Raw genomic sequence first — 24,920 nt, 5'->3', positions numbered from 1 at the left:
GTCTAGCGCAGCGGCGCGTCACGCATCGCGAGGATCGGCGGTACGATCGGGCGAGTCTTGGTCGCCGCGATCTCGTGCGCGAGAGCTTCCAGCATGTCCGCGCGCGCCTTCGACGAGGCGTGCGTCCGGCTGCGGAACACGCCTCCGTCGATATCGCCGCCCTTGGTGCGCCAGAAGGTCGGCGCCGCCATCGGATCATAGCCCGCATTGGCGAGCAGATAGATCCCCAGCCGGTCCGCCTCGTCCTCGGTCTGGCGGATCAGCCGCCCGTTGCGGCCAAGCTCGGCGAGCAGGCCGGTCTTGACCTTCGCCGCGTCGAGCCGCGCGCGGTGGCGCAGGATGTTGTGCGCCAGCTCGTGCGACACGATCACCGCGATCTCCGCATCGTCATAGCCTTCGAAGAATGTCTCGCCGATCTGCACGATCGCGCCGTCGGCACTCGCGCCCAGCCCGCTGCCGAGCAGGATCTCGAACCGCGAGCGGCAGCCGGGCACGGGCGCCACGGACAGCGTAAGCCGGCGGCCGCGGCGCATCAGGTCCAGCACGACCGGCGCGGTGGGCGCGCCGCCCGCCAGCTGCGCCTCGGCGGCGTCGCGGTCCGCGGGGCCGGCCACCGACCGGCCGAACTCGGCATGCCCGTTGATCGCCACGATCGAGTCGTTGCCGCGCACCCCGGCACGGTCTGCAGGACCGCCGGCGACCACCGCCTCGACGCCCACCGCCGATTCGAACCCGAACACCGCCTTCGCCGTCGGGCGTGCATCGGCACCATATTGCGTCAGCGCGTGGATCGGCATGCCGAGCTGCGGCTGCAGCCGGTCGCACAGCGCCGCATTCGCGGTCGTCAGCCGATAGGCGATCGTCGCCAGCCGCAGATCGGCGGCCCGCAACGCCTCATAGAAGGCAGGCGGCGGGGCGGCGTCCCGCGGCAGCGGCGCAGCGCCCAGCAGTATCAGGGGCAGCAGCACGGGGAGCAGGCGGATCCGGTTCATGCCCGCGGCATAGACCGTCGCGGACGCGGCGTCAGCCCGACGCCGCGCGCGTTGCGGCAGGCCGCGTTTCGCAGTATCGAGCCGCCTCCCCCGGACATCGACACGCATGATTTCAAGGCTTTTCCCGTCCCGTCGCCGCGCCCCCGAAGCCGATCCCGCGATCCCGCCGGGCGAGCGGGTCTATGCGATCGGCGACATCCATGGCTGCGTCGACCTGCTCGACGACCTGCTGGCGCAGATCGACGCCGACGATGCCGCGCGCGGCGCCGCCGAGACCAGCCTCGTCTTCCTCGGCGACCTGGTCGATCGTGGCCCCGATTCGGCGGCCGTGATCGACCGGCTGATCGCACTCGCGCAGTCCCGCCCGCGCGTCCGCTTCCTGCTCGGCAATCACGAGGAGATCTTCCTGGGAGCGCTCGACGGCGAACCCAAGGCGCTGCGGCTGTTCTGCCGGATCGGGGGACGCGAGACGGTACTGAGCTACGGCATGGCACCGGACGACTATGAGCGGCTGGACTATGAGGCGCTCGTCAACCGCCTCGAACAGATCGTGCCGGCGGCGCACCGCGCGTTCCTCGGCGACTTCGAACAGATCATCGTGATCGGCGACTATGCGTTCGTCCATGCCGGCGTCCGCCCCGGTACGCCGCTCGACCAGCAGCGTGGCGGCGACCTGCGCTGGATCCGCGACCCGTTCCTCGGCCACCGCACGCGTCTCGACAAGATGATCGTGCATGGCCACACCATCACCCCATCGGTCGAAACCCAACCACACCGGATCGGGATCGACACCGGCGCCTACACCACCGGCCGGCTGACCGCGCTGGGCCTGGAAGGCGATCAGCGCTGGGAGCTCCAGACCGGCCTGCCGCAAGCGTAAAGGCGCTCACGCAAGAAACCCGCTCTTTCGAGATCGGCCATAAGGCTCTATGCATGCGCTTGCAGCGCGCCTTGTTGCGTCTCTGCAACAGCATGGAACACTTCCATGTCTGTAGAGTTACCTCGGTTGCCTTGTGTCCGGTTTCGTGCCAGTGCATCGGGTGACGAGCACAAAGGGAGTTTTTACATGCGTCTTGGGAAGTATCTCCTGACCGCAGCGGCAGCCACGATGGCAGTTGCTCCGGCCGTGGCTGCACCGGCAGCCAACATGTCGGCTTCGAAGTCGGTCCGCGCTGGCGCGGTTTCGGGCAAGAAGAGCGAAGTCGCTGGCAGCGGCATCATCGTTGCGGTTCTCGCAGCGGCTGCTGTTGTCGCCGGCATCGTTATCGTTGCAGACAGCGACGACGACGCAGATAGCAACTGAGCTCTGGCTCATTGCTAAGAGATAGCGGTCTTCGGGCCGCTATTTTTTTGCCCGCAGCAGATCGGTTGCCGGGCGAATGAGGGATGGCACGCCAGCCGCCGACGAAGCACGTCGAACCGACGGTCGATCAGGCAGACCTGCAGGCAATGCGGGCGCGACGTCGCCGCCGCGCCCGGTCGTGATCAGAAGCTGATGTTGATGCGGCCGTAATAATAGCCGCCGTTGATGCCGTAGGGGCTGAACGTCAGCGGCGCGTCGAGCACGTTGCCGCCGTTGACCAGCGTGTTGTTGGTAGTCCCCGGCACCAGAGCGACGATCGGCGGTCGCTTGTCGAACAGGTTGTTCGCGCCGATCGAGAATTCCAGATCCTTGGTCAGCTTGTAGTTGAGCTCGACGTCCTGGATGTACGCGGTGCCGACCCGCTGCTTGTAGAAGGTGCCGCCGTCGGGGCTCTGCAGGTTCGAGCTGCGACCGTACATCGTGCCGCGCAACGTCGCCGACAGCTTGCCGATCGTGTAGAAGGCCGATCCGATCAGCTTCACCTTGGGCGACGCGGTCTCGATGTTGGATTGCGCACCGACGTCGAACAGCGGGATGCCGCCGAGCGTTGCGGGGGCGGTCCCTAGCCTGGTGATCTTGGTCTCGTTGTAGTTGCCCGACAGCGTCCAGTTGACCGTCCCCAGGCTGTCGAAGTCGCTGACGTAGCTGGCGACCAGATCGACCCCGCGGGTGCGCGTGTTGGCGCCGTTGGTGAAGATGTTGATCCCGGTCTGGCTGACGGTCGGGTCGAGGACGTTGCCGTTCGCCAGGATCGCGGTGGTCACGATCGGGAAGTTGCGCGCGCCGCCGCTGCCGTACAGCGACCCCGTGCCCAGGATCCGGTCGCGGATCCGGACCTGATAGGCGTCGAGCGTGATCGTCAGCCTGGGCGCCGGGCGGAACACCGTACCCAGGCTGATATTGGTCGATTTCTCCGGTTTCAGGTTCTGGAAGCCGAGCAGCTTGGCCGCGGCCGAGTTGGCGGGCAGCTGCACGAACGCCGCGGTCGGCGAGACGTTGGTCGCCGAGTAGAAGGATTCGGCCAGCGTCGGCGCGCGGAAGCCCGTCGAATAGGTCCCGCGGAGCGCGAACATCTCGGAGAAATCGTAGCGGGTCGTGCCCTTGTAGATGAACTTGCTGCCGAAATCGGAATAATGCTCGTAGCGCCCGGCGACGTCGATCTTGAGCCCCTCGACCGGCATCATCGCGACGTCGACATAGGCGGCCTGCGCGTTGCGGCCGTTGACGCCCGCGTCCGACGGACGGAAGCCCGGATAGGACTGGCCGCCCTCCTTGTAGATCGACGCGGCGTCGCCCGACCCGATCTCGTAGACATTCTTGCGATATTCGCCGCCGAAGGCGAGGTTGAGCGGTGCCGCCATGCCGGCCTCGAACTCGCGGCTGAAATCGGCGTTGGCGGTGAACTCGGTCGACTTGAAGAAGCCGTCGTAGAAGCTGGTCGGGGTGAAGCCGGTGTCGGCGTAGAGCGAGGCGTTGGCCGAATCGATCGTGTAGATCTCGTTCTTGTCCTGCCCGAACGTCGTCGACAGGTCGTAATGGAAGCCGCTGGCGTCGCCGCGGACGCCGCCGGTGAACGCCATGTCCTGTTCGCGGATCTTCTCGCGCGGGGAGAAGCCGTTGACCGGGGTGTCGCCGTCGGGATCGAAATAGGTCGTCACCCCCGCGACGGTGCGCGACACGCGAGTCGGTACGCGGACATTCTCGTACGCGCTGGCGATGCGGCGCGAATAAGTGCCGAAGCTGTACACCTCGACCCCGCCGAAGTCGTAGGCGCTGTTGTACTGAAGGTTGACCAGCCGCGACTGCGCGTCGCCATTGATCCTGTTGACATAGGGGAAGCCGCTCATCCCCGGATAGAGCTGGCGCTGGATCGCGGTCAGCGACGGGTTCGAGGTGGCGGTCAGCAGATTGCCGTTGTTGTCGGTCACGCGCCGGTCGAGCCCGCCGACCTGCGTGAAGTCGTGATAGCGATAGAAGCCGGTGACGTTGATGAACCCGCTGTCGCCGAGCTTGGTCGCGAGGTGCAGCGTGCCGCCATAGGTCCCGCCGCCCGTCTTGTAGCTCTCGCCCGCGGTCGCGTAGCCGTCGCCGCCCTCGGCATCGTCCTTGAGGATGATGTTGATCACGCCGGCGATCGCATCCGAGCCATATTGTGCCGCCGCGCCGTCCTCGAGCACCTCGATCCGCTTGATCGACGAGGGCGAGATCAGGTCGAGATCCGCGGTCGCCGCGCCCTGATAGGGTCCGCCGAGGACCGCGAGGTTCGAGGTGCCGTGCCGGCGCTTGCCGTTGATCAGGACCAGCGTGTGGTTGGGGCTGAGCCCGCGCAGTCGCGCCGACAGCGTCAGGTTCGACGTGTCGCCGCCGAACGCCTGCGCAGTGAAGGAGGGCACGAGCTGCGTCAGGACCTGGTTGAGGTTGGGCTGGCCGACATGGCTCAGCATCTCTTCGTCGAGCACCTTGATCGGCGCGGCGCTCTCGGCGGCGGTAATCCCGGTGGCGCGGGTCCCGGTGACGATGATGTCGTCGCCCGGGTCGACCGCGGTTCGGGCGGCGGCAGCCAGTTCCTGCGCAGAGGCGAAGGCAGGGCAGCCGGCGATCATGGCAACGGCCAGCGCACCGCGTGAAACAGAGGTGACGATCTTCATTGGTTTCCCCCAATAGATGAGCGCCTCCAGGATCATCCCCCACTTTCCGAGGCGATCTTCGTCGCCTGAAACCGTTATCGATCACCATTTTACGATGCATCTATTCGATCGTTTACTCCGTTGTATTGAATGACTTCTGCAGGTTCGTTTCAAAATAGCCGCGACGCAACCGATTCGTCACAACGACGTCATAATTCCGTAAATAGTATATTGCCGTTACTATTGTGCAACAACGTCGCCGAGCCGCACGTCAGGCAGCGCGGCGCCGTTCCGACGGCCTGACCGCGGCCTGCGCCGCGACGCGCCGCGCCAGCGCCATCACCTGCATCTGGGCGGACTGGATGCCGCCCTCCTGCCAGCCGGGCGTCTGGCTCAGCGCGGCAGAGGCGAAATAGACGCGGCCATCGGGCTGTTGCAGCGCGCGATAGGCGGCGGTGTCGATATGCCCCTCCTGCCGGCCATTGGCGCTGCCCGCGTTCCAGTCGGGCCACGGACCCAGGCTGTAGGGGACCTTGCTCCAGTTGATCGCGAGCGCGTTGGTCAGGTCGGCGCCGTGGCCGGGGTGCAGCCGGTCGATGACGCCGCGCGAGACCGCGATCTGCTCGGCGATCGGGCGCTTGCAGAACTCCGCCGCCGTCGGTCCCGAATTATAGCAACCGAGGATCATGCCGCGCTCGCTGTGCAGCCCCGCGGACGGGTACCAGACCAAAGCGGTCGGCGCGCCGACGAACGAGATGCCGCCATAGATCTGCTCCTTCTCCCAGAAGCGCGGGGACTCGAACGCAACCTTGTTCGAACAGTCGTAGACGACGCTGGCGATCGTCTTCTTCATCGGCCCGGAGAAGTCGGTGTCGATCTTCGCCAGCACCGGGAACGGGATCGTGCAGATGACGTAGTCCGCCTTGACCGTATCGACGACGTCGCTGGCCTTGTCGCGGTACACCACCTCGACCCCCGCGCCGGTGTGGCGGATCCGCGTGACCTCGGCGCCGCGGATCGCGGGACGGCGCAGGGCGCGGTCGAACCCGGCATGGATGCGGTCCATGCCGCCGACCGGTTCGAACATGGTCGCCTGCATGTAGAGATTGTCTTCGAACAGCGTCATCGGCAGCTGCTGGTTGGCGAGCAGCTGGTCGATCGGCATCGCACTGCCGGGCGCCGAGAACTGCACCCCTGCCCCCGGCGCCGCGCCGAAGCCCGACCGTTCCGTGCCCTTGAAGTCGTAATCGGCCCCCAGGTCGCCATAGGCCTTCAGGAACGGCATCAGCTTCTGCTTGTCGGCTGCCGTCATCGCCTGGTCGAGCGAGCCCTGATTGACCGCCTTGGCGAGCAGTTCGGCGATATGGCCGCGCATGTCGTTGATCGCGGTGCGCATCCGGATCTTGCTGCCGTCCGCGCCCATCACATAGGCGGAGCGGCTGGAATTGATCTCGACCTCGAGCGGCACGTCGAACTTCTTGGCATAGCCGATCAGCCCCTGGTGGAAGCTCGGGATGCGTGCCGGCCCTGCGTTGAAATAGATTCCGTCGGAAAAGTGCGCAGTCTGCGTGTCCTCGCCGATCATCTCGATCTTGTCGCCGTCGCGCACCGTCCAGGCGCGGCCGCCGACCCGGTCCCGCGCCTCCAGCAAGGTGACCTGGAACCCGGCCTGTTCGAGTTCGTACGCCGAGACCAGCCCGGCGATCCCGGCGCCCAGCACGACCACATGCGTGCCCTTGCCGAGCGTCGGGGTCAGCCTCTCCATGCCCTGCGCGCTCGCGTTGCCCATCAGTCCCAGGGCCTGCATCGCACCCAAAGTCGCGCCCAGCCCACCGGCCAGACCCAGTCGTCCCAATATCGTCCTGCGCGTGATCACCGATGGCCCCCTCGATACGCCCCGGACCTGCTGACCGGGGCAAAAGCAGCGCCGGGGTCACCATCCCCGGACGGCCTTTGCGAAGCATCGTCTCCGACCCGCCATGATGCGGACGGCCGTTCTCACCTGGCGAAGAAGCGCATCCGCTCCCCGCCACGAGGCACCCGGCCCGTCGCACCTTCTGGTTGGTTGACCCGAGTGAACATGTCTTTTTACTGCAACGCAACAGAAAAACTTTAGCGGCCCTCGCCGTGCTCGATCATTTCCCCGAGCGCCGGAGCTCCGAACTATTCATCGTGTTCGGGAACGGCTGGCTGCATTGCCAGGGGCGCCGGAACGTCGCCCGGGATCAGTCCCGGCGCCGAATGTTTCGGTGTCGAACTGCCCGCCGATGCGCCTTTGCGGTTGACAGAAGCGCCCCCCTTGCCTAGCTGCCCGGCTTCTCCCGACGAGCTTCGGCGCGTGGGGTACATGTATTTGGAAAGTGACAAGGGCCATGTTCGCAGTCGTGCGCACGGGCGGCAAGCAGTATCGCGTCGCCGCTGGAGATAAGATCGTCGTCGAAAAGATCGAGGGCGATGCAGGTGCGTCGGTGACGCTGGGTGATGTGCTGCTGGCGGGCGAAGGCTCGGAGCTGCGCTCGGTCGAGGGTTTCACCGTCGCCGCAGAGATCATCGTGCAGGCGAAGGCGGACAAGGTCATCGTCTTCAAGAAGCGTCGTCGTCACAACTATCGTCGCAAGAACGGCCATCGCCAGCAGCACACGATCCTGAAGATCGTGTCGGTCGGCGGCCAGACCGCCAAGCAGACCGAGGCTGACGCCCCGGCCGCTCAGGCATAAGGAGTAGCTTCAGATGGCACATAAGAAAGCAGGCGGCTCTTCGCGCAACGGTCGCGATTCGGCCGGTCGTCGCCTCGGCGTCAAGAAGTTCGGTGGGCAGGAATGCGTCGCCGGCAACATCCTCGTCCGCCAGCGCGGCACGAAGTTCTACCCGGGCACCAATGTCGGCATCGGCACGGACCACACGCTGTTTGCGCTGGTCGACGGCCGCGTGCTGTTCAGCAAGGGCAAGCTCGGTCGCAAATTCTGCTCGGTAGAGCTGGCCGCGAACGACGCCGACATGGCGATTGCAGCCGAATAACATCGGGTAACCAGCCGGGTTGCCCACCAGGGTGGTCCGGAGTCCGCGTAAGCGGACAAGCCAAACAAGGGAGCCGGTCACCCCGGCTCCCTTTTTTATTGCTCCCTCCCCCTCGGCTGTCGCCGTCCCGTCATCCCGACGTGGCATGCGCGCAGCCGACGACGCGAGAGGAAGAGAGCAATGTTCGCGCGCACCAAGAGACTGACGCTCAGGCCCGGCTGGCCCGAGGACGCGCCCGCGCTGGCACAGGCGATCGCGCACGAATCCGTCGCCGCGATGCTCGTCCGCGTGCCCTGGCCGTACCGGGTTGCGGATGCCGAGGCGTTCCTGGCGCTGCCGCGCGGCCCCCATGATCCGAACTTCCTGATCGAGACGATGGAAGACGGCGCGCCGCGACTCGTCGGCGGGATCGAACTGATGCGCAGCGGGGACGGGCACGAGCTCGGCTATTGGCTGACGCCCGACGCCTGGGGCCGCGGCTATGCGACCGAGGCGGGGGGCGCGGTGCTGCATATCGCGCGGCACGGCCTCGGGCTTCGGAAAATCGTTTCGAGCCATGCGCTGGACAACCCCGCCTCGGGCAACGTGCTACGCAAGCTCGGCTTCCGCGAGGTCGGCCGCGCCGCTCGGCACAGCGTCGCGCGTGGGCGCGAGATGCCGTGCGCGCTGCTCGAATGCGCGCTCGATGCGGACGACGATCGACCGGCGATGCGGATCGCGGCCTAGCCTCCAGGCTGGATGTGCGCTTCCCCGGCGAAGGCCGGGGCCCAGTTGGGGGACGGAGGTAACGCAGGGTTGCGCTTCGTTACGCCTGTCTTCCAACTGGGCCCCGGCCTCCGCCGGGGAGGCGTTGTAATCCGTGACTGCCGCCGCTCCCAACCCCCGTTGCCTTCGCCCCGCAAACCGCCGAAACGCGGGCATGTCTTCAGCCCCCCGCCGCCTCTCCCCCGAAGCCGCACGCGACGCCGCGCTCGAGGCCGCAGCCGCGCTGCTCGTCGAGAGCGGCCCGGGCGCGGTCACGCTAAAGGCGGTGTCCGCGCGAATCGGTCGCACGCACGCCAACCTCCTCCACCATTTCGGCTCGGCGCAGGGGCTGCAAAAGGCGCTGATCGCGCGGATGGCGAGCGGGATCGTCAAGACGTTCGGGGCGGCGGTGCTCCGCGTCCGCGCCGGCGAGCAGGACCCGCGCGAGGTGGTGGCGATGACCTTCGACGCGTTCGGCAAGGGCGGCGCCGGGGCGCTCGCCAGCTGGATGATCCTGTCGGGCGATACCGATGCGCTCGACCCGATCCTGACCGCCATCCACGACCTGGTCGAGCAACTGGCCGAGAATGATCCCCCCGGCGACCGCCCGATCAAGGAGCAGACCCTGACGCTGGTGCTGATGGCGCTGGGCGATGCGCTGATGGGGGCACCGATGGCGCGCGCGCTCGACCTGCCGCGCGACAGGGCGCGCGAACTGGCGCTTGACGCGCTGCTCGGGGCCCCGCCCACAGCGTCCTGATTCGCGACTCGCCGCGAGGCTGGCGATTTTCCGCGATTTCGCTATGGGACGGCGATGCATTTTCTAGACCAGGCCAAGATCTACGTACGTTCGGGCGAGGGCGGCCCCGGCGCCGTCAGCTTCCGGCGCGAGAAGTTCATCGAATATGGCGGCCCCGACGGCGGCAATGGCGGCAAGGGCGGCGACATCATCTTCGAAGCCATCGCCGGCCTCAACACGCTGATCGACTTTCGCTACACCCAGCATTTCCGCGCGCAGCGCGGGCATGGCGGGTCGGGCTCGAACCGCACCGGCGGCGGCGGCGACGACCTGATCATCCGCGTCCCCGTCGGCACGCAGGTGCTGTCCGAGGACAAGGAAGAGGTGCTGCTCGACTTCACCAAGGCGGGGCAGCGCGAAGTGTTCTTCCGCGGCGGCGACGGCGGCCGCGGCAATGCGAGCTACAAGACCTCGACCAACCGCACGCCGCGCCAGCACGGCACCGGCTGGCCGTTCGAAGAGGCCTGGGTCTGGCTGCGGCTGAAGCTGCTCGCCGATGCGGGTCTGGTGGGCCTCCCCAATGCGGGCAAGTCGACTTTCATCAACCAGGTGTCGAACGCGCAGGCCAAGGTCGGCGAATATGCCTTCACCACCACGCGCCCGCAGCTGGGCGTGGTGCGCCACAAGCAGCGCGAATTCGTAATCGCGGACATTCCCGGGCTGATCGCGGGCGCGGCCGAGGGCGCCGGGATCGGCGACCGGTTCCTCGGGCATATCGAACGCTGCCGCGTGCTGCTGCACCTGGTCGACGCGAACGACAAGGACGTCGCCGAATCGTACCGCATCGTCCGCGACGAGCTCGAGAACTACGGCGCCGGGCTGACCGACAAGAAGGTCGTGATCGCGCTCAACAAGATCGACATGCTCGATGCCGAACTGATCGCCGCGCTGTCCGCCGAACTGGCGGAAGCGAGCGGCGCGCCGGTCATGGCGCTGTCGGGTGCGAGCGGTGCGGGGGTCGAGGCTGTGCTCGACACGCTGATCGAGGCGATCGGGCCGGCCGCGGACGCGTCGCCCGATACCGATGCGGGCGAAGAAGAACTCCAGTGGTCGCCGGTGTGAACTCCGCTCGCGGGAGGGGCGGCGCAAGCTCCCCTCCCGCCTGCGGGAGGGGCTGGGGGAGGGCCTGTCCGACGGGCAGCCTCCGCGACACGCCCTCCCCTGCTCCCTCCCGTCAACGGGAGGGGAATTGGTGATCTTCGCCCCAGCCAATTGCGCCCGCCTGATCGTCAAGGTCGGGTCCGCGCTGCTGGTCGATCCCGATGGCGCGGTGCGGCGGGCGTGGCTCGCTAGCCTGGTTGCCGATATCGCCGCGCGGATTACCGCGGGACAGCAGGTCGCGATCGTGTCGTCCGGCGCGATCGCGCTCGGCGCGCGCCGGCTGGGGCTCGCCAAGGGCGGGCGGGCGAGCCTCGAGGATGCGCAGGCTGCCGCGGCGACCGGGCAGATCGCGCTGTCGCAGGTCTGGGCCGAACTGCTCGGTGCCGAGCAGCTCAACGCCGCGCAGATCCTCGTCACGCTCGACGATCTGGAGGATCGGCGCCGCTATCTGAACGCCGCCGCGACGCTCAACCGGTTGCTGGGGCTCGGTGTGGTGCCGGTGATCAACGAGAATGACAGCGTCGCGACCGAGGAAATCCGGTTCGGCGACAATGACCGCCTCGCCGCGCGCGTCGCACAGGCGGCGGGCGCACAGGGCGTCCTGCTGCTGTCCGACGTCGACGGGCTCTACGACGCGAACCCGAGCCGCAATCCCGACGCCCGGCACATCCCGCAAGTCGCGCGAATCGACGACGGCATCGCGGCGATGGCGGACGGCGGATCGGGATCGGGGATGGGATCGGGCGGGATGGCGTCGAAGATCGCCGCGGCGCGGATCGCGACCGGCGCCGGCATCCCGCTCGCGATCGCATCGGGACGGATCGACCATCCGCTGTCGACCCCTGCCCGCCACACGCTGTTCGCCGCCGAGCGCACCGCGACCGCGCGGAAAGCCTGGCTCGCGGGTGGGCTGACCGCCAAGGGCGCGATCCATGTCGATGCGGGCGCGGCGACCGCGCTCGCGAAGGGCGGCAGCCTGCTCGCCGCGGGCGCGACGCGGATCGACGGCGGGTTCGCGCGTGGCGACCTGGTGACGATCGAGGGGCCTGCGGGCACGATCGCACGCGGGCTCGCCGAATATGATGCCGCCGATGTCGGCCGGCTGCTCGGGCGACGCAGCGACGAGCATGCCGACCTGCTCGGCTATGCGCCGCGCAGCGCGCTCGTGCATCGCAACCATCTGGCATTGCTGTGACGTCGCGCGTCGCCTCCTTGTTTTCCCGCGAAGGCGGGAATCCAGACTGGACCCCCGCCTTCGCGGGGGAACATAGTCGCTGGAGGAATCCTTCGTGATCCTCGCCATCACCGGCGGGACCGGATTCGTCGGCAGCCATTTGATCGACCATGCGCTGGAGAGCGGCCACACCGTCCGCGCGCTCGCGCGCAAGCCGCAGGCACCGCGGATCGGCGTGACCTGGGTCGAAGGCGCGCTGGACCGCCCGATCAGTCTCGGCAAGCTCGTCGCCGGCGCCGACGCGGTGATCCATGTCGCGGGCGTGGTCAATGCGGACCGGCGCGGCTTCGTCGAAGGCAATGTCGCCGGGACCGAGGGCATTCTCGCCGCGACCAGGGCGGCGGGGATCCGGCGGTTCGTCGCGGTGTCGTCGCTCGCCGCGCGCGAGCCCGAGCTGTCGGTCTATGGCTGGTCGAAGGCACAGGCCGACGAGCGCACGCGGATTTCGGGTCTCGACTGGACGATCGTCCGGCCGCCCGCGATCTTCGGGCCACGCGACCACGAGATCCTCGAGCTGTTCCAGATGGCGAAGCGCCGCTTCGTGCCGCTACCCCCCGCGGGCGGGCGGCTGTCGGCGCTGTATGTCGAGGACCTGACCGCACTGCTGCTTGCGCTGGTCGAGGACACGACGACGGTCGGGCGCATCCTCGAACCCGACGACGGCACCCCGAACGGCTGGGATCACCGCGACTTCATCCGCGCGATCGGTGCGGCGATGGGGGTGCCGGTGACGCCGATGCCGTTGCCGCCCGCGCTGCTCAAGGCAGTGTCGGTCGTCGACCGCGGTCTTCGCGGCAGAAAGGCGCGGCTGACCGCCGACCGGGTCCGCTATTTCTGCCACCCCGACTGGGTGTCGCACGCCCGGCCCCCCGCCACGCTGTGGCGGCCGTCGGTATCGACGCCCGACGCGCTGGCGATCACCGCCGCATGGTATCGGGCGGCGGGGCTGCTATAGCGGCCGAAAAGCCGCCGCATTTGCCTGTCAGGACGTGCGCGTTACCCGGAAGGACCAGCATGAGCGACCGCCAAGCCATTTACGACACCGTCGTCGCGCAGATCGAACCGTTCAACAAGAAGGGTGTTGCGCTCAGCGATGCGACGACCTTTCAGGGCGATCTCGAATGGGACAGCCTGACCGTGATGGATTTCGTCGCCGCGATCGAGGACGAATTCGACATCATCATCACGATGAACATGCAGGCCGAAATCGAGACCGTCGGGCAGTTGGTCGACGCGGTCGCCAAGCTGAAGGCCGCCTGAGCAAGCCCATACCCCCCACCCGTTCGTGCTGAGCGAAGTCGAAGCACATGGTAAAGGCCCTTCGACTTCGCTCAGGGCGAACGGCAGGGGCGATACCGTCCTGATCTGGAACCGAACATGACCGAAGCCGCCACCACCGCCCACGCGCTCCCGATCGATCCGCCGACGATCGCGCCCGAACGCGACCTGATGTCGAAGTTCGATCCCCTGATCGCCGAGCGCGACGCGCTGCTCGCCACCGGCGTGCGCGATCCGTTCGCGATCGTGATGGACCGCGTGACGGGCCCGACCCAGGCGGTGATCCGCGGCAAGGAGACCATCCTGCTCGGCACCTACAACTATATGGGCATGACGTTCGACCCCGACGTCATCCAGGCGGGCAAGGACGCGCTCGAGGCGTTCGGGTCGGGCACCAACGGCAGCCGGATGCTCAACGGCACGTTCCACGACCATATCGACGTCGAGCAGGCGCTCCGCGAATTCTACGACGCCAGCGGCGCGATCGTGTTCTCGACCGGCTACATGGCCAATCTGGGCATCATCTCGACGCTCGCCGGCAAGGGCGAATACGTCATCCTCGACGCCGACAGCCATGCGTCGATCTATGACGGCTGCAAGCAGGGCAATGCCGAGATCGTCCGGTTCCGCCACAACGACGTCAACGATCTCGACAAGCGCCTCGGCCGCCTGCCCGCAGCGGCCGGCAAGCTCGTGGTACTCGAGGGCGTCTATTCGATGCTCGGCGACATCGCGCCGCTGAAGGAGATGGTCGCGGTCGCCAAGAAGCATGGCTGCATGGTGCTGGTCGACGAAGCGCATTCGATGGGCTTCTTCGGCCCCAACGGCCGCGGCGTGTACGAGGAGATGGGGCTGACCGACGATGTCGACTTCGTCGTCGGCACCTTCTCGAAGTCGGTCGGCACGGTCGGCGGGTTCGTGGTGTCGAACCACCCGAAGTTCGAGATGGTCCGCTTCGCCTGCCGCCCGTACATCTTCACCGCGTCGCTGCCGCCGTCGGTGGTCGCGACCGCCGCGACCTCGATCCGCAAGCTGATGACCGCGCACGACAAGCGCGCGCAGCTCTGGAAGAACGCGCGCGCGGTGCATGCCGGGCTCAAGGCGATGGGCTTCAAGCTCGGCACCGAGACGTCGGACTCCGCGATCATCGCGATCATCCTGACCGACCAGACCCAGGCGGTGGCGATCTGGCAGTCGCTGCTCGAAGGCGGTCTGTACGTGAACATGGCGCGCCCGCCCGCGACCCCCGCCGGCACGTTCCTGCTGCGCTGTTCGCTATGCGCCGAGCATACCGACGAACAGGTCGCGACGATCCTCGGCATGTTTGAGGCGGCGGGTCGTGCGGTCGGCGTCATCGCCTGAGCGGCGACCGTCCAAGGCTCCGGCGCGCAGTCTGGCCACTCGTCCGGCGATGCGATAGGCTGACCGCGTGACGCAGGACGAAGCCGGAACCGGGGCCCCCGGGGGCGGAGCGACGTGGCGGATCATCATGCTCGTCGTGATGGGACTGCTCGGCGCGGCGGTGCTCGTCGCCCTGATCCTGACGCTCGGCAGTGCCAATCGCCAGCGCGACCGCGCGCTGACGCTGCAGGCGCACAGTTACGACGTGATGATCCTGGCGCGCAGCCTGGCGGGGACGATCGCCCGGTCGGAAGCGTCGCTCGGCCGCTACGTCATCAGCGGCGACAAGCAGCTGGGGCGGCTGTATTTCGACGAATGGGTGCTGGCGGGCACGCAGATCGACCGGCTGGAGCGGCTGACCTACGACAATCCGGTCCAGCGGCCCGAGATCGCTCGGTTGCGCGACGCCTATGCGTCGCGCGGGCGCGAATTGTCGATGACCGCGCTCAGCACCAATTACGGCAAGAACAAGCAGGCCTATGCCCGCTTCTACCACGCCGGCACCGCGCCGACGCTCGCCGTGATCAGTACCACGCTGGACCGCCTGATCGCGCGCGAGCGGACCATCCTCGACGAGCGATCGACCGCGGCGATCGGATCGGTCGAGCGGTCGAGCCGGATCGCGGGTACGCTCGCCGTGTTCGGCGTGCTGATCGTGGTCGGCGCGATCGTGCTCGGCTGGTTCACGATCCGCGCGGTCGGCGAACGCGCCGATGCGCAGGCCGATGCCGACCTGGAACGCGAGCGCGCCGCCGAACTGACCTCTGCGGTCGAACGCGCCACCACCGAGCTGCGCGTCCAGGAAGCCAAGGTCCGACAGATCCAGAAGATGGATGCGGTCGGGCAGCTGACCGGTGGCATCGCGCATGATTTCAACAACATGCTGGCGGTCGTTCTCGGCGGCCTCGAACTCGCGAAACGCTGCGTCACGGTCGATGTCGCAGCGGCCCAGCGCCATATCGACAGCGCGAGCGAAGGCGCCAACCGCGCCGCCGCACTGACCCGCCGACTGCTCGCGTTCAGCCGCGAGGATTCGCTCAAGTCCGAATCGATTCCCGTCGCGGCGCTGGTGGCCGGCATGTCCGACCTGCTCGACCGCACGCTGGGCGACTCGGTGACCGTCGTGACGCAGGACACCTCCGCTGCCGCCTGCGTCCGCGGCGACCGGCTGCAGCTCGAGAATGCGGTGCTCAACCTGGCGGTCAACGCGCGCGACGCGATGGACGGCCGCGGCGAACTGACCATCGCGACCGGGGCGGTGACGCTGGGCGAAGGCGAGGTCGGGCACTGCGCCGCGGGCGACTATGTCTCGATCGCGGTCGGCGATACCGGATCGGGCATGGCGCCCGAGATCGCCGAGCGCGTGTTCGAACCGTTCTTCACGACCAAGGAGGTCGGCAAGGGCACTGGCCTGGGGCTCAGCCAGATCTTCGCGCTGGTGCGCCAGGCCGATGGCGAGATCAGGATCGACACCGCCCCCGGGCAGGGCACGACGGTCACGCTGTACATCCCGCGCGAGGCCTGTGCCGTCGACGCGCCTGCCGCGACCGTCGAACGCGTGGCCGATACGGTCGTCGCGCCCGCCACGCTGACCATCCTGGTGGTCGAGGACGATCCGCGCGTGCTCGCCGCGACGACCGGCGCGCTGGAGGAACTCGGCCACGTCACGATCCACTGCAACGATCCGCTGGCGGCGCCGGCGCTGCTCGATGCGCATGACGGCATCGACCTGATCCTTTCCGACGTGCTGATGCCGCGCCAGACCGGCCCCGAGATGATCGCGGCGCTCGCCCCCCGCTACCGCGACATCGCGGTGCTGTTCGTCACCGGATTTGCCGGCGATGCGAACGCGCGCGAATTCGGCGGGCACGAGGTGTTGCGCAAGCCGTTCACGCTGACCGGGCTGGAACGCGCGGTCGCGGCCGCGGTCGCCGCCGACCGACCCGCGACGCTACGGCCGATCGCCGCCGAATAGTCGCGCGATAGCGCGTGACGCCCTGCCCCGCCCCGCCTATATCCGGCGCGGATGATGCCCGCCAATCTCCCCGCCCTTCGAGCCTAGCCCATGAAATCCATCGATCGTTACATGGCCAGGCTCATCGCGGTGCCGCTGTTCGCGACGCTGCTGATCGCCGTCATGCTGTTCGTGCTCGACCGGATGCTGGGGCTGTTCAACTTCGTCGCGACGCAGGGCGGGCCGATCAGCGTGGTGTGGCGGATGCTCGCCAACCTGCTCCCCGAATATCTGGGCCTGGGCATTCCGATCGGGCTGCTGCTCGGCATCCTGCTCGCGTTCCGCCGGCTCGCGACCTCGTCCGAGCTCGACGTGCTGCGCGGCGTCGGCATGAGCTACAGCCGGCTGCTGCGCGTGCCGTACATGTACACGATCGCGCTGGCGCTCACGAACCTCGCCATCGTCGGCTATGTCCAGCCGATCGCCCGCTATTATTACGAGGGGCTGCGGTTCGAGCTGCGCACCGGCGCGCTCGGCGCCTCGATCAAGGTCGGTGAGTTCACCAATCTCGGCGACCGGATGACGATGCGCATCGAGCAGAGCAAGGACAAGGGCCGCGAGCTGTCGGGCATCTTCGTCCATGCGCAGTCGCAGAACGGCGACTGGGTCGGGGTGACCGCCGATCGCGGCAAGTTCCTCGCGACCGATGATCCCAACGTCATCATCTTCCGCCTGGCGAACGGCACGCTGATCCACAACCGGCCCGAGTTCAAGGCGCCGCGCGTGCTGACGTTCAGCAGCCACGATCTGCCGATCAACCTGCCGAAATTCGGCAATTTCCGTGTCCGCGGCGGCCGCAACCTCGAATACACGCTGCCCGAACTGGCGCGGCAGGGCAAAAGCGCGGCGAGCCTCGAGGCGCGCGACAGCAGCCGGTCGGAATTCCACTTCCGCCTGGCCGAGGTCGCGACGATGTTCCTGCTGCCGATGCTCGCACTCGCGCTCGGCGTGCCACCCAAGCGATCCTCGTCCGCGTTCGGCGTGTTCCTCGCGATCGTGATGATCGTCACCTATCACAAGGTGAACCAGTACGCCGCCGACATCGGCGAGCTCGGCCGGATCGACCCGATCATCGCGCTGTGGGTGCCGTTCACGATCTTCGCCGGGCTGATCCTCTGGATGTACTATACGATCGCCTATGTCCCCGGCGGGCAGCCGATCGGCGCGCTCGAACGCGTCTTCTCCAAGGCCGCGAAGGCGATCACCAGCCGCCTTCCCGGGCGCCGTAGAGATGTGGGTAGAGATCTGGCCCCCGGAGTGCCGGCATGACCTTCACCAGTTTCTTCCCGTCGCGCACCGTCGCGATCTACATGGCGCGGCTGTTCCTCGTCCGGACCTTCGCAGTCCTGGCCGCGCTGGTTCTGGTGCTGCAGGCGCTCGACCTGCTCAGCGAATCCGGCCGGATCCTGGCCTTCCCGGGCAATGGCGACGCACAAGTCTGGCATTATGTCGGGCTGCGCGTGCCGCAGATCATCGCGCGTTTCCTGCCCTTCTCGGTGCTGCTCGGCACCATCCTGACGCTGATCACGATGAACCAGAACAGCGAGATCATCGCGCTCAAGGGTTCCGGCCTGTCGGCGCACCAGGTGCTCGCGCCGCTGCTGGTGGCGAGCATGGGCATCGCGGTGATCAGCTTCGTGTTCAGCGACCGCGTCGTCGCGCGCGCGACCGCGACGCTCGACCAGTGGCAGAAGGTCGATTACGGCCGCCTGCCGATCGATCGCGGCGATCGCACCAATGTCTGGGTCCGCGACGGCGACGACCTGATCGAGGTCGCGCAGATCCGCGGCCGCGGCAACGCCGCACGGCTCGGCGGCGTAACGCTCTACGACCGGACCGGCGGCAACCTCGTGGCGGTGGTCCACGCTGACCATGGCCGGCGCGTCGCCGGCGGCTGGGCGATCTGGCCTGCCAACCGGTTCGACGTCGCGAAGGGCACCGTGACCCAGCTCGGCACGGCGGTGGTCGCCAAGAACGTCCGTCCCGACCAGTTCACGCTGTCGAGCGTCGACGCCGACGGCCTGTCGTTCGGCGCGCTGAAGTCGGCGATCGCGGACCTGTCCGATGCCGGTCGCCCGACCAAGGCGCTCGAGGGGTCGCTGTGGCACAAATTGTCGGGGCCGTTGTCGGCGGTGCTGATGCCGCTGCTGGGCGCGGTCGCCGCGTTCGGAATCGCGCGCTCAGGCAAGCTGTTCATCCGCGCGGTGATCGGGATGGCGCTGGGCTTCGCCTATTTCGTCGCGGACAATTTCGCGCTCGCGATGGGCAATCTCGGCGCCTACCCGCCGTTCCTCGCCGCCTGGGCGCCGTTCCTGCTCTTCTTCCTGATCGGCGAAGCGGTGCTGATCCGCAGCGAGGAATAGGGGGTCGCGTATCCCCCACACCGTCATCCTGAGGAAAGCCAGGACCCAGGGTAACTAAAGCTGCCACCTGTAACTCTGGATCCTGACTTTCGTCAGGATGACGGGGGAAAGCGCAGCTCTCCCCCGGAAACGTCGAGAAGTTACCGCGCCACCATCGTGCTGCGGGCGATCTTGCCGACCAGCCCTGGCAGACCCGGATAGCTCGCCTTGTGATAAGGCGACATCGCATCGAGCGTGCCAGAGAGCCGGCGATGCGCCTCGCCCAGCGCGTGGTACGGAACGCCGGGCAACAGGTGATGCAGCGCGTGGTAGCGCAGGCCGACCGGCGCCCACAGCATCGGCAGCAGCGCCGGCGGCGGCACGTTGACGCTGTCGAGATACTGCGCGGTGACGCTCATCACTTCGCCCTCATTCTCCCAGAGATGCGCGACCAGCGTGCGGACCTGGTTGAGCACGGCGACGGCCGAGCCGACCACCATCGCGATCGCGAACCCGTGGAGCGGAATGACGCCGGTCACGACCATCGTCAGCAGCGCGACCGCCCAGATCGACGTCGCGACCTCGGTCCTGAGCCACTGCGCACGGAACTCGCCCTCGGGCAGGCGGCGGCGGAACGACGGGTTGATCGACAGCGCCGAATAACGCTCGACGACGACCTTGCGGAACCCCGGGATCACCGCGGACAAGGGCGCCAGCACACCGTAGCGGATCAGCAGCCCGACCGGCGCCAGCGCCGAGACGAGGATGAACAGCGGCAACGTCCACGGCTTCATCAGCGCGAGCGGCAGATATTCGGGATCCTCCGACGTGCCGTAGCGCGTCTTGGCATGGTGGAGGTTGTGGACGCCCTCGTACATGAACGACGGCACCATCATCGGTACGCCGACCAGCGCGTTCCAGCCCGCCCGGAACCCGGGCAGCGCGGCATGCTTGATATGCGTGAGCTCGTGGATGAAGCTGAGCGCGCGGTACAGCGCGAGCACCGAGACGACCCCGGCGGCGATCATCCACCCGGTCGACGCAGTGGTCACCGCGATGCCGAGCGCGCCATAGCCGATGCCGACCGAGGCGAGCAGGTCGCCCCAGTAGATCGCGCGGCTCGGCGTGATCAGGTCGCGCGTCGCCTCCGCCGCGGTCCGCAACATCGCCTTGTCGTCGGCGACCCGGTGCGTGGGCTGCGAGATCGGCGCCGCCGTGGCGGGGCCGCGCGAAAGAGCGAGCGAGCTGTCCATAAGGCTATCCATTACCGGTAGATAATGGCGAGACAGTGACTTTACAGCCCGGCGCCGTTTGGAAACGCTGCGTTGCGCCATCGCCTTGACACAGGCGTCTGCCCAAGGGAACGAATGCCCCCGAACAACAAGGCGTCGTCATTTGGCCACCACCGTTATCCGTCCGATCGACTCGAAGCGCGACCGCAAGGCCTTCGTCGACCTGCCCTTTCGCCTCTATGCCGACGATCCCAACTGGGTGCCGCCGCTGAAGGGTGAGGCGCTGGGGCTGATCACGCCCGAGAAGAATGGCTGGTTCAGCCATGCCAAGGCGCAGCTGTTCCTTGCCGAGCGCGACGGCCGCGTCATCGGGCGGATATCGGCGCATATCGACACGCTGGCGCTGACGATGCCGTCGGCGCAGGGCTTCGGCCCGGGCGTCGGCCAATGGGGGCTGTTCGACGCCGAGGATGCAGCGACCGGGGCAGAGCTGATCGCGACCGCCGAGGACTGGCTGCGCGGCCAGGGCATGACCCGCGCGCTGGGCCCGATCAGCATGTCGATCTGGGAGGAGCCCGGGCTGCTGATCGAGGGCTACGACCATCCGCCGACGATCATGATGGGCCATGCCAAGCCGGACTATCGCGGCTGGATCGAGGGCGCGGGATACGAGCCGGTCAAGCAGCTGATGACCTATGAGGTCGACGTCACGCGCAACTTCCCGCCGATCGTCCAGCGGATCATCAAGTCGGGCGAGAACAACCCGCGCATCGTCATCCGCGAGGTCGACAAGACCAGGTTCGAGGAAGAGGCAGCGATCATCCTCGGCATCCTCAACGATGCCTGGTCGGACAATTGGGGGTTCGTGCCGCTCACCGAACCCGAGATCAAGGACGTCGGCGTCAAGCTGAAGCCGATCGTGTTCAACGACCTGATCCGCATCGCCGAGGTCGACGGCAAGCCGGCCGCGTTCATGATCACGCTTCCCGATCTCAACGAGCCGATCAAGCCGCTGAACGGCAGCCTGTTCCCGTTCGGCTGGGCGAAACTGCTGTGGTGGCTGCGCAAGCCCAAGGTCCGCACCGTGCGCGTGCCGTTGATGGGCGTCGTCAAGGAGCTGCAATCGTCGCGGATGGCGAGCCAGCTCGCCTTCATGATGATCGAATATATCCGCCGCGCCTCGGTCGCCAATTACGACGCGAAGCGCGCGGAGATCGGCTGGATCCTTGACGACAACCAGGGAATGCGCTCGATCGCCGAGACGATCGAGAGTCGCATGAACAAGGTATACCAGGTCTACGGCAAGACGCTCTAACGCGCCGCTACTGTTCTCCCGCGAAGGCGGGAGAACAGTCAGAACAGGATCGCGCCGCCCGTCACCAGCCGCACGTCCGGTGCGGCATGGTTCAGCCCGACCGCCCCGAGCAGGTCGAACTGAAGTCCGTTGCGCGGTTGCCACGCGAACGAGCCTGCGGCAACCGCCTCGGTATGCCGGTCGGCCGGATCGTCGTCGCGCGCGACCGACAGTTCGCCGACCACGCTCCATTGCTTGCTTAGTGCGTAACCCAAGCCCACGATCTCGCTATAGGCCAGGTGCCGGCCATGCGCGTCCTGGTCGGGCATCGCGTCCACTTCGCTGGTCAGCGCCAGGTTCACCGTGTCCGACAGGTCGTAGGTCACGGGCACGATGACCCCCGTCCCCCAATCGCCCTGCCCGATCGGGTCGCGCCCGACCGGCAGCGTGACGAACGGCTCGATGCCGTAGGACAGGCCCTTTCCGTCTGGGTTGGCGAGGTTCTGGCGCAGGGCAAGCCGGACGTCGCCGACGCCGTTGACGGTGTCGATGGCGCCGGTCGTCTTGTCGCGCGTGCGGGCATGGCCGAACCCGGTCCAGCCGATCTCCGCCTCGGTCGTAATACCCAGGCCGATCCGCACCAGCAGATCCCCCGAGAGTATCGTGTCCTCGCGCGAATCGGCGCTGTCGTCGCGCGTCCAGTCGATCCCGGACATCTCGGCCTGGACCCTGCCCGGCTCGGTGACGCAGGCCGAGGATCCGATGCTCGGCCGGTTGGGGCAGAAACGCGGTTCGTCCGCCTGCGCCAGCGCGGGTGTCGCCGCCATCATCGCGAGCCCGAACAGCCCCAGTCGTCCGATCATATCCGTCCCTTATCGCAGGCGTACCCAGGTCGGCGCATGGTCGCTGGCCTTTTCGCGGCCGCGATAGGCCTTGTCGACGCCCGCGTCGATCATCCGATCGGCGGCCTGTGGGCTGAGCAGCAGATGATCGATCCGGAACCCGGCATCGCGCGGCCACGCCCCCGCCTGATAGTCCCAGAACGTCCACACCTTGCCCTTGGGGAATTGCGTGCGGAGCGAATCGGTCCACCCCTGCGCCACCAACGCGCGGTAGCGTTCGCGGCTCTCGGGCTGCATCAGCGCGTCGTCCTGCATCGCGCGCACCGAGAAGGTATCGTCGTCGTTCGCGATGACGTTGAAGTCGCCGGCGATCACCGCCGGTTTCTCCTCCGCGAGCAGAGCGCGCGCACGCGCCGCGAGCCGGTCCATCCAGCGCAGCTTGTAGTCGAACTTGGGCCCCGGCTGCGGATTGCCGTTGGGCAGATAGAGCGCGCCGACGACGAGGCCGTCGACCTCCGCCTCCAGATAGCGGCTATGCTCGTCCTCGGGTTCACCCTCCAGCCCGCGCTGGCGTTCGACCGGCGTGCTGCCCCTGGCGAGGATCGCGACGCCGTTCCAGCTCTTCTGGCCGTGCCAGATCGCGCCGTAACCGAGCTCCTCGATCTCCGCGATCGGAAACGCCTCGGCCTTCAGCTCCTGCAGGCAGACGATGTCGGGCTGTTGCTCGATCAGATATTCGACCAGCCGCGGCAGCCGCGCCTTGATGCCGTTGACGTTGTAGGTAACGATTTTCATGCGGCCACGCTTAGCGCGGCGGATCAGATCGCGAAACTGGAACCGCAGCCACAGCCCGACGCAGCGTTCGGGTTCTCGACCTTGAACGCAGCCCCGCCGAGCGATTCGACATAGTCGACCGCGCAACCGCGGACGAGATCGATGCTGACGCTGTCGACGACCAGGCGGACGCCATCGGTCTCGGCGATGATGTCGTCGCTCTCCGCCGCGTCGGCGAAGCCGAACTTGTACTGGAACCCCGAACAGCCGCCGCCATCGACCGACAGGCGCAGGATTGCAGGCTTGCCCTGCTTGGACGCGATCGCCGCGACTCGCGCCGCCGCGGAGGGGGTCAGGATGATCTCGGGTGCCAGCGTTGCCATGGGGTGGAGATAGGGCGTCGCGGGGGGCGGGGCAACCTGCGGTCGCTCCGCGCCGGCTACTGGTTCGTCGTCCAGCGACGACGCTTCAACGCAGCCAACGACGCGTCACCTAGCCGCTGCCTTGTGCCTCACACCTCATCCGTCACCCCAGCGAAGGTGGGGTCTCCCGTTATCGGCCACGCCCTTGCCGCACGAGATCCCAGCCTTCGCTAGGATGACGATAGGGGGCTAGGATGACGGTCGGGCAGGACCGCCGACGAGCGCTCAGTCCTGCGCGGCAGGGCCCGTCGTCGAGATCGGGATCGCACGGACCGAGCGGTCCTGCGCGGCGAGCAGGTAGTCCGCGGTGGTCAGGAACGGCACCGGGTTTACCGCATGGCCGTCGATGCGGACCTCGTAATGCAGATGCGGACCGGTCGAGCGCCCGGTCGAGCCCATCAGCGCGATCAGCTGGCCGCGGGTCACGCGGGCGTTGTCGGCGACGAGGATCTTCGACAGGTGACCGTAGCGGGTCGCGATGCCCTTGCCGTGGTTCAGCTCGACGAGGTTGCCGTACCCGCCCTGCAGGCCGGCATGGCTGACGATGCCATCGGCGGTCGCGTAGATCGGCGTGCCGACCGGGCCGGGGATATCGACGCCGGCATGCATCGCCGCGGTGCCGCGGAACGGGTCCGAGCGGATCCCGAAATTGCTGGTGAAGGCGAGCGTGTGGACCGGATGGACCGACGGGATCGCAATCACGCCCTGCTGCAGCGTGTCGAGCTTCTTCCAGGTCTGGAACAGCGTGCGGAACTGCGCGTCGGCGCGCAGGTCCGAGGTTGCTTCCTCGCTGGCCGCATCGATCATCGGGCCACCCATCGCAGCCGAGCCCGCGGCGCTGCGCTTCACGATGCGCGCGGGGCGCAGGCCGAGCTTGCGAACCGCGGCAGTGGTGTCGGCATAGCGCTGGTCGAGCAGGCGCTGCGCGGCACCGGCGAGAACGACCTGGCGTCCCTCTGCCTTGACCAGCGGCCGGACGACGTCGGCGGAAACCTTCTCGGCGGTGGGATCGATCGAGAGCGTGGCGAGCGCGAGCTGCTTCGCATCACCCTTGCCGGTGATCGCGGCGGCGATCAGCGCCTGGCGCTGGTCGATGCGGCGGGCATGAACCTCGGCGGTGCGGCGGATCGTCGCGACGCGGGCGTGGAGCTGGCCAATCTGGCGCTCCATGTGCGCGACCTGCTGGTCCGAACTGGCAGTCGCGACGACACCCGTCGCGGCAGCGGCACCGTAGCCGGAGAAGCCGATCGTCACCGCGCCGATGGCGGCCATCACGGCCTGGCTCTTGCCGCCGATGCTGACGCGCTTCAGCGAGCGGCCATCGTGGAACAGAACGTCGCGCGTCGCGAACATGCGCTTGATACGGCTGGCGAAGGCGGCTGCGGATACGGAAATAATGACTGGTCCCCGACATTGAACGGGCCGCATTCCCCCTGAGAAATG

The 24,920-nt window shown here is 67.6% G+C and carries 23 protein-coding genes; 15 read left to right on the top strand and 8 right to left on the bottom strand.

What is annotated here, in order from left to right:
- Positions 1 to 2: 2 nt before the first annotated feature.
- Complete coding sequence (locus FSB78_RS19055) at positions 3 to 992, bottom strand: M48 family metallopeptidase (RefSeq protein ID WP_158637958.1); 990 nt, start codon at positions 990 to 992, stop codon at positions 3 to 5.
- A 106-nt stretch (positions 993 to 1,098) separates the two neighbouring features.
- On the opposite strand from FSB78_RS19055, the gene FSB78_RS03120 reads away from it, so the two are divergent.
- Both FSB78_RS03120 and FSB78_RS03115 read left to right on the top strand, forming a co-directional pair.
- Positions 1,099 to 1,872 (top strand): metallophosphoesterase family protein, encoded by a 774-nt coding sequence (locus FSB78_RS03120; RefSeq protein WP_147079879.1) that lies wholly within the window; start codon positions 1,099 to 1,101, stop codon positions 1,870 to 1,872.
- Between the two features lie 105 nt (positions 1,873 to 1,977).
- Entirely contained in the window at positions 1,978 to 2,295 is a 318-nt protein-coding gene (locus FSB78_RS03115; protein WP_338419951.1) for a hypothetical protein, read from the top strand.
- A gap of 182 nt (positions 2,296 to 2,477) precedes the next feature.
- Here the strand turns inward: FSB78_RS03115 and FSB78_RS03110 are convergent, their stop codons facing one another.
- Both FSB78_RS03110 and FSB78_RS03105 read right to left on the bottom strand, forming a co-directional pair.
- Positions 2,478 to 5,003, bottom strand: a complete 2,526-nt coding sequence (locus FSB78_RS03110; protein WP_147079877.1) for a TonB-dependent receptor plug domain-containing protein — start codon at positions 5,001 to 5,003, stop codon at positions 2,478 to 2,480.
- 250 nt (positions 5,004 to 5,253) lie between these two features.
- On the bottom strand, positions 5,254 to 6,858 hold the full coding sequence (locus tag FSB78_RS03105) for a flavin monoamine oxidase family protein (RefSeq protein ID WP_277872691.1): 1,605 nt from the start codon (positions 6,856 to 6,858) through the stop codon (positions 5,254 to 5,256).
- Positions 6,859 to 7,354: 496 nt separating this feature from the next.
- Here FSB78_RS03105 and rplU point away from each other — a divergent pair, with 496 nt between their 5' ends.
- From rplU to lptG, 12 genes are all read left to right on the top strand, one after another.
- Positions 7,355 to 7,699, top strand: a complete 345-nt coding sequence (gene rplU / locus FSB78_RS03100) for a 50S ribosomal protein L21 (RefSeq protein ID WP_147079875.1) — start codon at positions 7,355 to 7,357, stop codon at positions 7,697 to 7,699.
- Between the two features lie 13 nt (positions 7,700 to 7,712).
- Entirely contained in the window at positions 7,713 to 8,000 is a 288-nt protein-coding gene (rpmA, locus tag FSB78_RS03095; protein ID WP_147079873.1) for a 50S ribosomal protein L27, read from the top strand.
- Positions 8,001 to 8,180: 180 nt separating this feature from the next.
- Positions 8,181 to 8,726 (top strand): GNAT family N-acetyltransferase, encoded by a 546-nt coding sequence (locus tag FSB78_RS03090; RefSeq protein WP_199743106.1) that lies wholly within the window; start codon positions 8,181 to 8,183, stop codon positions 8,724 to 8,726.
- 193 nt (positions 8,727 to 8,919) lie between these two features.
- Positions 8,920 to 9,504 carry a TetR family transcriptional regulator gene (locus FSB78_RS03085; RefSeq protein ID WP_147079870.1) on the top strand — a complete coding sequence of 195 codons (585 nt, stop codon included), beginning with the start codon at positions 8,920 to 8,922 and terminating at the stop codon, positions 9,502 to 9,504.
- Positions 9,505 to 9,558: 54 nt separating this feature from the next.
- Positions 9,559 to 10,605: a GTPase ObgE gene (gene obgE, locus FSB78_RS03080; RefSeq protein ID WP_147079868.1), complete on the top strand. Its 1,047-nt coding sequence runs from the start codon at positions 9,559 to 9,561 to the stop codon at positions 10,603 to 10,605.
- A gap of 127 nt (positions 10,606 to 10,732) precedes the next feature.
- A complete protein-coding gene (gene proB, locus FSB78_RS03075; protein WP_147079866.1) occupies positions 10,733 to 11,839 on the top strand; it encodes a glutamate 5-kinase in 1,107 nt (368 codons plus the stop codon).
- A 94-nt stretch (positions 11,840 to 11,933) separates the two neighbouring features.
- Positions 11,934 to 12,833 (top strand): NAD-dependent epimerase/dehydratase family protein, encoded by a 900-nt coding sequence (locus FSB78_RS03070; RefSeq protein WP_147079863.1) that lies wholly within the window; start codon positions 11,934 to 11,936, stop codon positions 12,831 to 12,833.
- Positions 12,834 to 12,892: 59 nt separating this feature from the next.
- A complete protein-coding gene (locus FSB78_RS03065) occupies positions 12,893 to 13,138 on the top strand; it encodes an acyl carrier protein (RefSeq protein ID WP_147079860.1) in 246 nt (81 codons plus the stop codon).
- 117 nt (positions 13,139 to 13,255) lie between these two features.
- Positions 13,256 to 14,518 carry a serine palmitoyltransferase gene (gene spt, locus FSB78_RS03060; RefSeq protein WP_147079858.1) on the top strand — a complete coding sequence of 421 codons (1,263 nt, stop codon included), beginning with the start codon at positions 13,256 to 13,258 and terminating at the stop codon, positions 14,516 to 14,518.
- Between the two features lie 127 nt (positions 14,519 to 14,645).
- A complete protein-coding gene (locus FSB78_RS03055) occupies positions 14,646 to 16,532 on the top strand; it encodes an ATP-binding protein (RefSeq protein ID WP_147083974.1) in 1,887 nt (628 codons plus the stop codon).
- A 111-nt stretch (positions 16,533 to 16,643) separates the two neighbouring features.
- A complete protein-coding gene (gene lptF, locus FSB78_RS03050) occupies positions 16,644 to 17,840 on the top strand; it encodes an LPS export ABC transporter permease LptF (RefSeq protein ID WP_147079856.1) in 1,197 nt (398 codons plus the stop codon).
- On the top strand, positions 17,837 to 18,934 hold the full coding sequence (gene lptG / locus FSB78_RS03045) for an LPS export ABC transporter permease LptG (RefSeq protein ID WP_147079855.1): 1,098 nt from the start codon (positions 17,837 to 17,839) through the stop codon (positions 18,932 to 18,934). Before lptF ends, lptG begins: the two co-directional genes overlap by 4 nt.
- 140 nt (positions 18,935 to 19,074) lie before the next feature.
- Here the strand turns inward: lptG and FSB78_RS03040 are convergent, their stop codons facing one another.
- Positions 19,075 to 20,178: a fatty acid desaturase family protein gene (locus tag FSB78_RS03040; RefSeq protein WP_242007958.1), complete on the bottom strand. Its 1,104-nt coding sequence runs from the start codon at positions 20,176 to 20,178 to the stop codon at positions 19,075 to 19,077.
- A 130-nt stretch (positions 20,179 to 20,308) separates the two neighbouring features.
- Here FSB78_RS03040 and FSB78_RS03035 point away from each other — a divergent pair, with 130 nt between their 5' ends.
- Complete coding sequence (locus FSB78_RS03035; RefSeq protein WP_147079853.1) at positions 20,309 to 21,460, top strand: N-acetyltransferase; 1,152 nt, start codon at positions 20,309 to 20,311, stop codon at positions 21,458 to 21,460.
- Between the two features lie 38 nt (positions 21,461 to 21,498).
- On the opposite strand, the gene FSB78_RS03030 is transcribed toward FSB78_RS03035, so the two are convergent.
- From FSB78_RS03030 to FSB78_RS03015, 4 genes are all read right to left on the bottom strand, one after another.
- A complete protein-coding gene (locus FSB78_RS03030) occupies positions 21,499 to 22,302 on the bottom strand; it encodes a transporter (protein ID WP_147079851.1) in 804 nt (267 codons plus the stop codon).
- Positions 22,303 to 22,311: 9 nt separating this feature from the next.
- Positions 22,312 to 23,076, bottom strand: coding sequence for an exodeoxyribonuclease III (gene xth, locus FSB78_RS03025; RefSeq protein ID WP_147079849.1), 765 nt, complete (start codon positions 23,074 to 23,076; stop codon positions 22,312 to 22,314).
- 23 nt (positions 23,077 to 23,099) lie between these two features.
- The gene (gene erpA, locus FSB78_RS03020) at positions 23,100 to 23,438 is read right to left on the bottom strand and encodes an iron-sulfur cluster insertion protein ErpA (RefSeq protein ID WP_147079847.1); all 339 of its coding nucleotides are present in this window, start codon (positions 23,436 to 23,438) and stop codon (positions 23,100 to 23,102) included.
- Between the two features lie 264 nt (positions 23,439 to 23,702).
- On the bottom strand, positions 23,703 to 24,830 hold the full coding sequence (locus tag FSB78_RS03015; protein WP_242007956.1) for a M23 family metallopeptidase: 1,128 nt from the start codon (positions 24,828 to 24,830) through the stop codon (positions 23,703 to 23,705).
- Positions 24,831 to 24,920: the final 90 nt, after the last annotated feature.

This window comes from Sphingomonas ginsenosidivorax, from assembly GCF_007995065.1.
Lineage (GTDB): Bacteria > Pseudomonadota > Alphaproteobacteria > Sphingomonadales > Sphingomonadaceae > Sphingomonas > Sphingomonas ginsenosidivorax.
Note: the sequence above shows the minus strand (reverse complement) of the source record. Positions and strands in the feature narration are given on the sequence as shown.

Excerpts from the sequence above, each read along its gene's own strand:
- FSB78_RS19055 (WP_158637958.1), bottom strand. The coding sequence starts at position 992 with ATGAACCGGATCCGCCTGCTCCCCGTGCTGCTGCCCCTGATACTGCTG.
- FSB78_RS03120 (WP_147079879.1), top strand. The coding sequence starts at position 1,099 with ATGATTTCAAGGCTTTTCCCGTCCCGTCGCCGCGCCCCCGAAGCCGAT.
- FSB78_RS03115 (WP_338419951.1), top strand. The coding sequence starts at position 1,978 with ATGTCTGTAGAGTTACCTCGGTTGCCTTGTGTCCGGTTTCGTGCCAGT.
- FSB78_RS03110 (WP_147079877.1), bottom strand. The coding sequence starts at position 5,003 with ATGAAGATCGTCACCTCTGTTTCACGCGGTGCGCTGGCCGTTGCCATG.
- rplU (WP_147079875.1), top strand. The coding sequence starts at position 7,355 with ATGTTCGCAGTCGTGCGCACGGGCGGCAAGCAGTATCGCGTCGCCGCT.
- rpmA (WP_147079873.1), top strand. The coding sequence starts at position 7,713 with ATGGCACATAAGAAAGCAGGCGGCTCTTCGCGCAACGGTCGCGATTCG.
- FSB78_RS03090 (WP_199743106.1), top strand. The coding sequence starts at position 8,181 with ATGTTCGCGCGCACCAAGAGACTGACGCTCAGGCCCGGCTGGCCCGAG.
- FSB78_RS03085 (WP_147079870.1), top strand. The coding sequence starts at position 8,920 with ATGTCTTCAGCCCCCCGCCGCCTCTCCCCCGAAGCCGCACGCGACGCC.
- obgE (WP_147079868.1), top strand. The coding sequence starts at position 9,559 with ATGCATTTTCTAGACCAGGCCAAGATCTACGTACGTTCGGGCGAGGGC.
- FSB78_RS03065 (WP_147079860.1), top strand. The coding sequence starts at position 12,893 with ATGAGCGACCGCCAAGCCATTTACGACACCGTCGTCGCGCAGATCGAA.
- spt (WP_147079858.1), top strand. The coding sequence starts at position 13,256 with ATGACCGAAGCCGCCACCACCGCCCACGCGCTCCCGATCGATCCGCCG.
- FSB78_RS03055 (WP_147083974.1), top strand. The coding sequence starts at position 14,646 with ATGCTCGTCGTGATGGGACTGCTCGGCGCGGCGGTGCTCGTCGCCCTG.
- lptF (WP_147079856.1), top strand. The coding sequence starts at position 16,644 with ATGGCCAGGCTCATCGCGGTGCCGCTGTTCGCGACGCTGCTGATCGCC.
- lptG (WP_147079855.1), top strand. The coding sequence starts at position 17,837 with ATGACCTTCACCAGTTTCTTCCCGTCGCGCACCGTCGCGATCTACATG.
- FSB78_RS03040 (WP_242007958.1), bottom strand. The coding sequence starts at position 20,178 with ATGGATAGCCTTATGGACAGCTCGCTCGCTCTTTCGCGCGGCCCCGCC.
- FSB78_RS03030 (WP_147079851.1), bottom strand. The coding sequence starts at position 22,302 with ATGATCGGACGACTGGGGCTGTTCGGGCTCGCGATGATGGCGGCGACA.
- xth (WP_147079849.1), bottom strand. The coding sequence starts at position 23,076 with ATGAAAATCGTTACCTACAACGTCAACGGCATCAAGGCGCGGCTGCCG.
- erpA (WP_147079847.1), bottom strand. The coding sequence starts at position 23,438 with ATGGCAACGCTGGCACCCGAGATCATCCTGACCCCCTCCGCGGCGGCG.
- FSB78_RS03015 (WP_242007956.1), bottom strand. The coding sequence starts at position 24,830 with ATGTTCGCGACGCGCGACGTTCTGTTCCACGATGGCCGCTCGCTGAAG.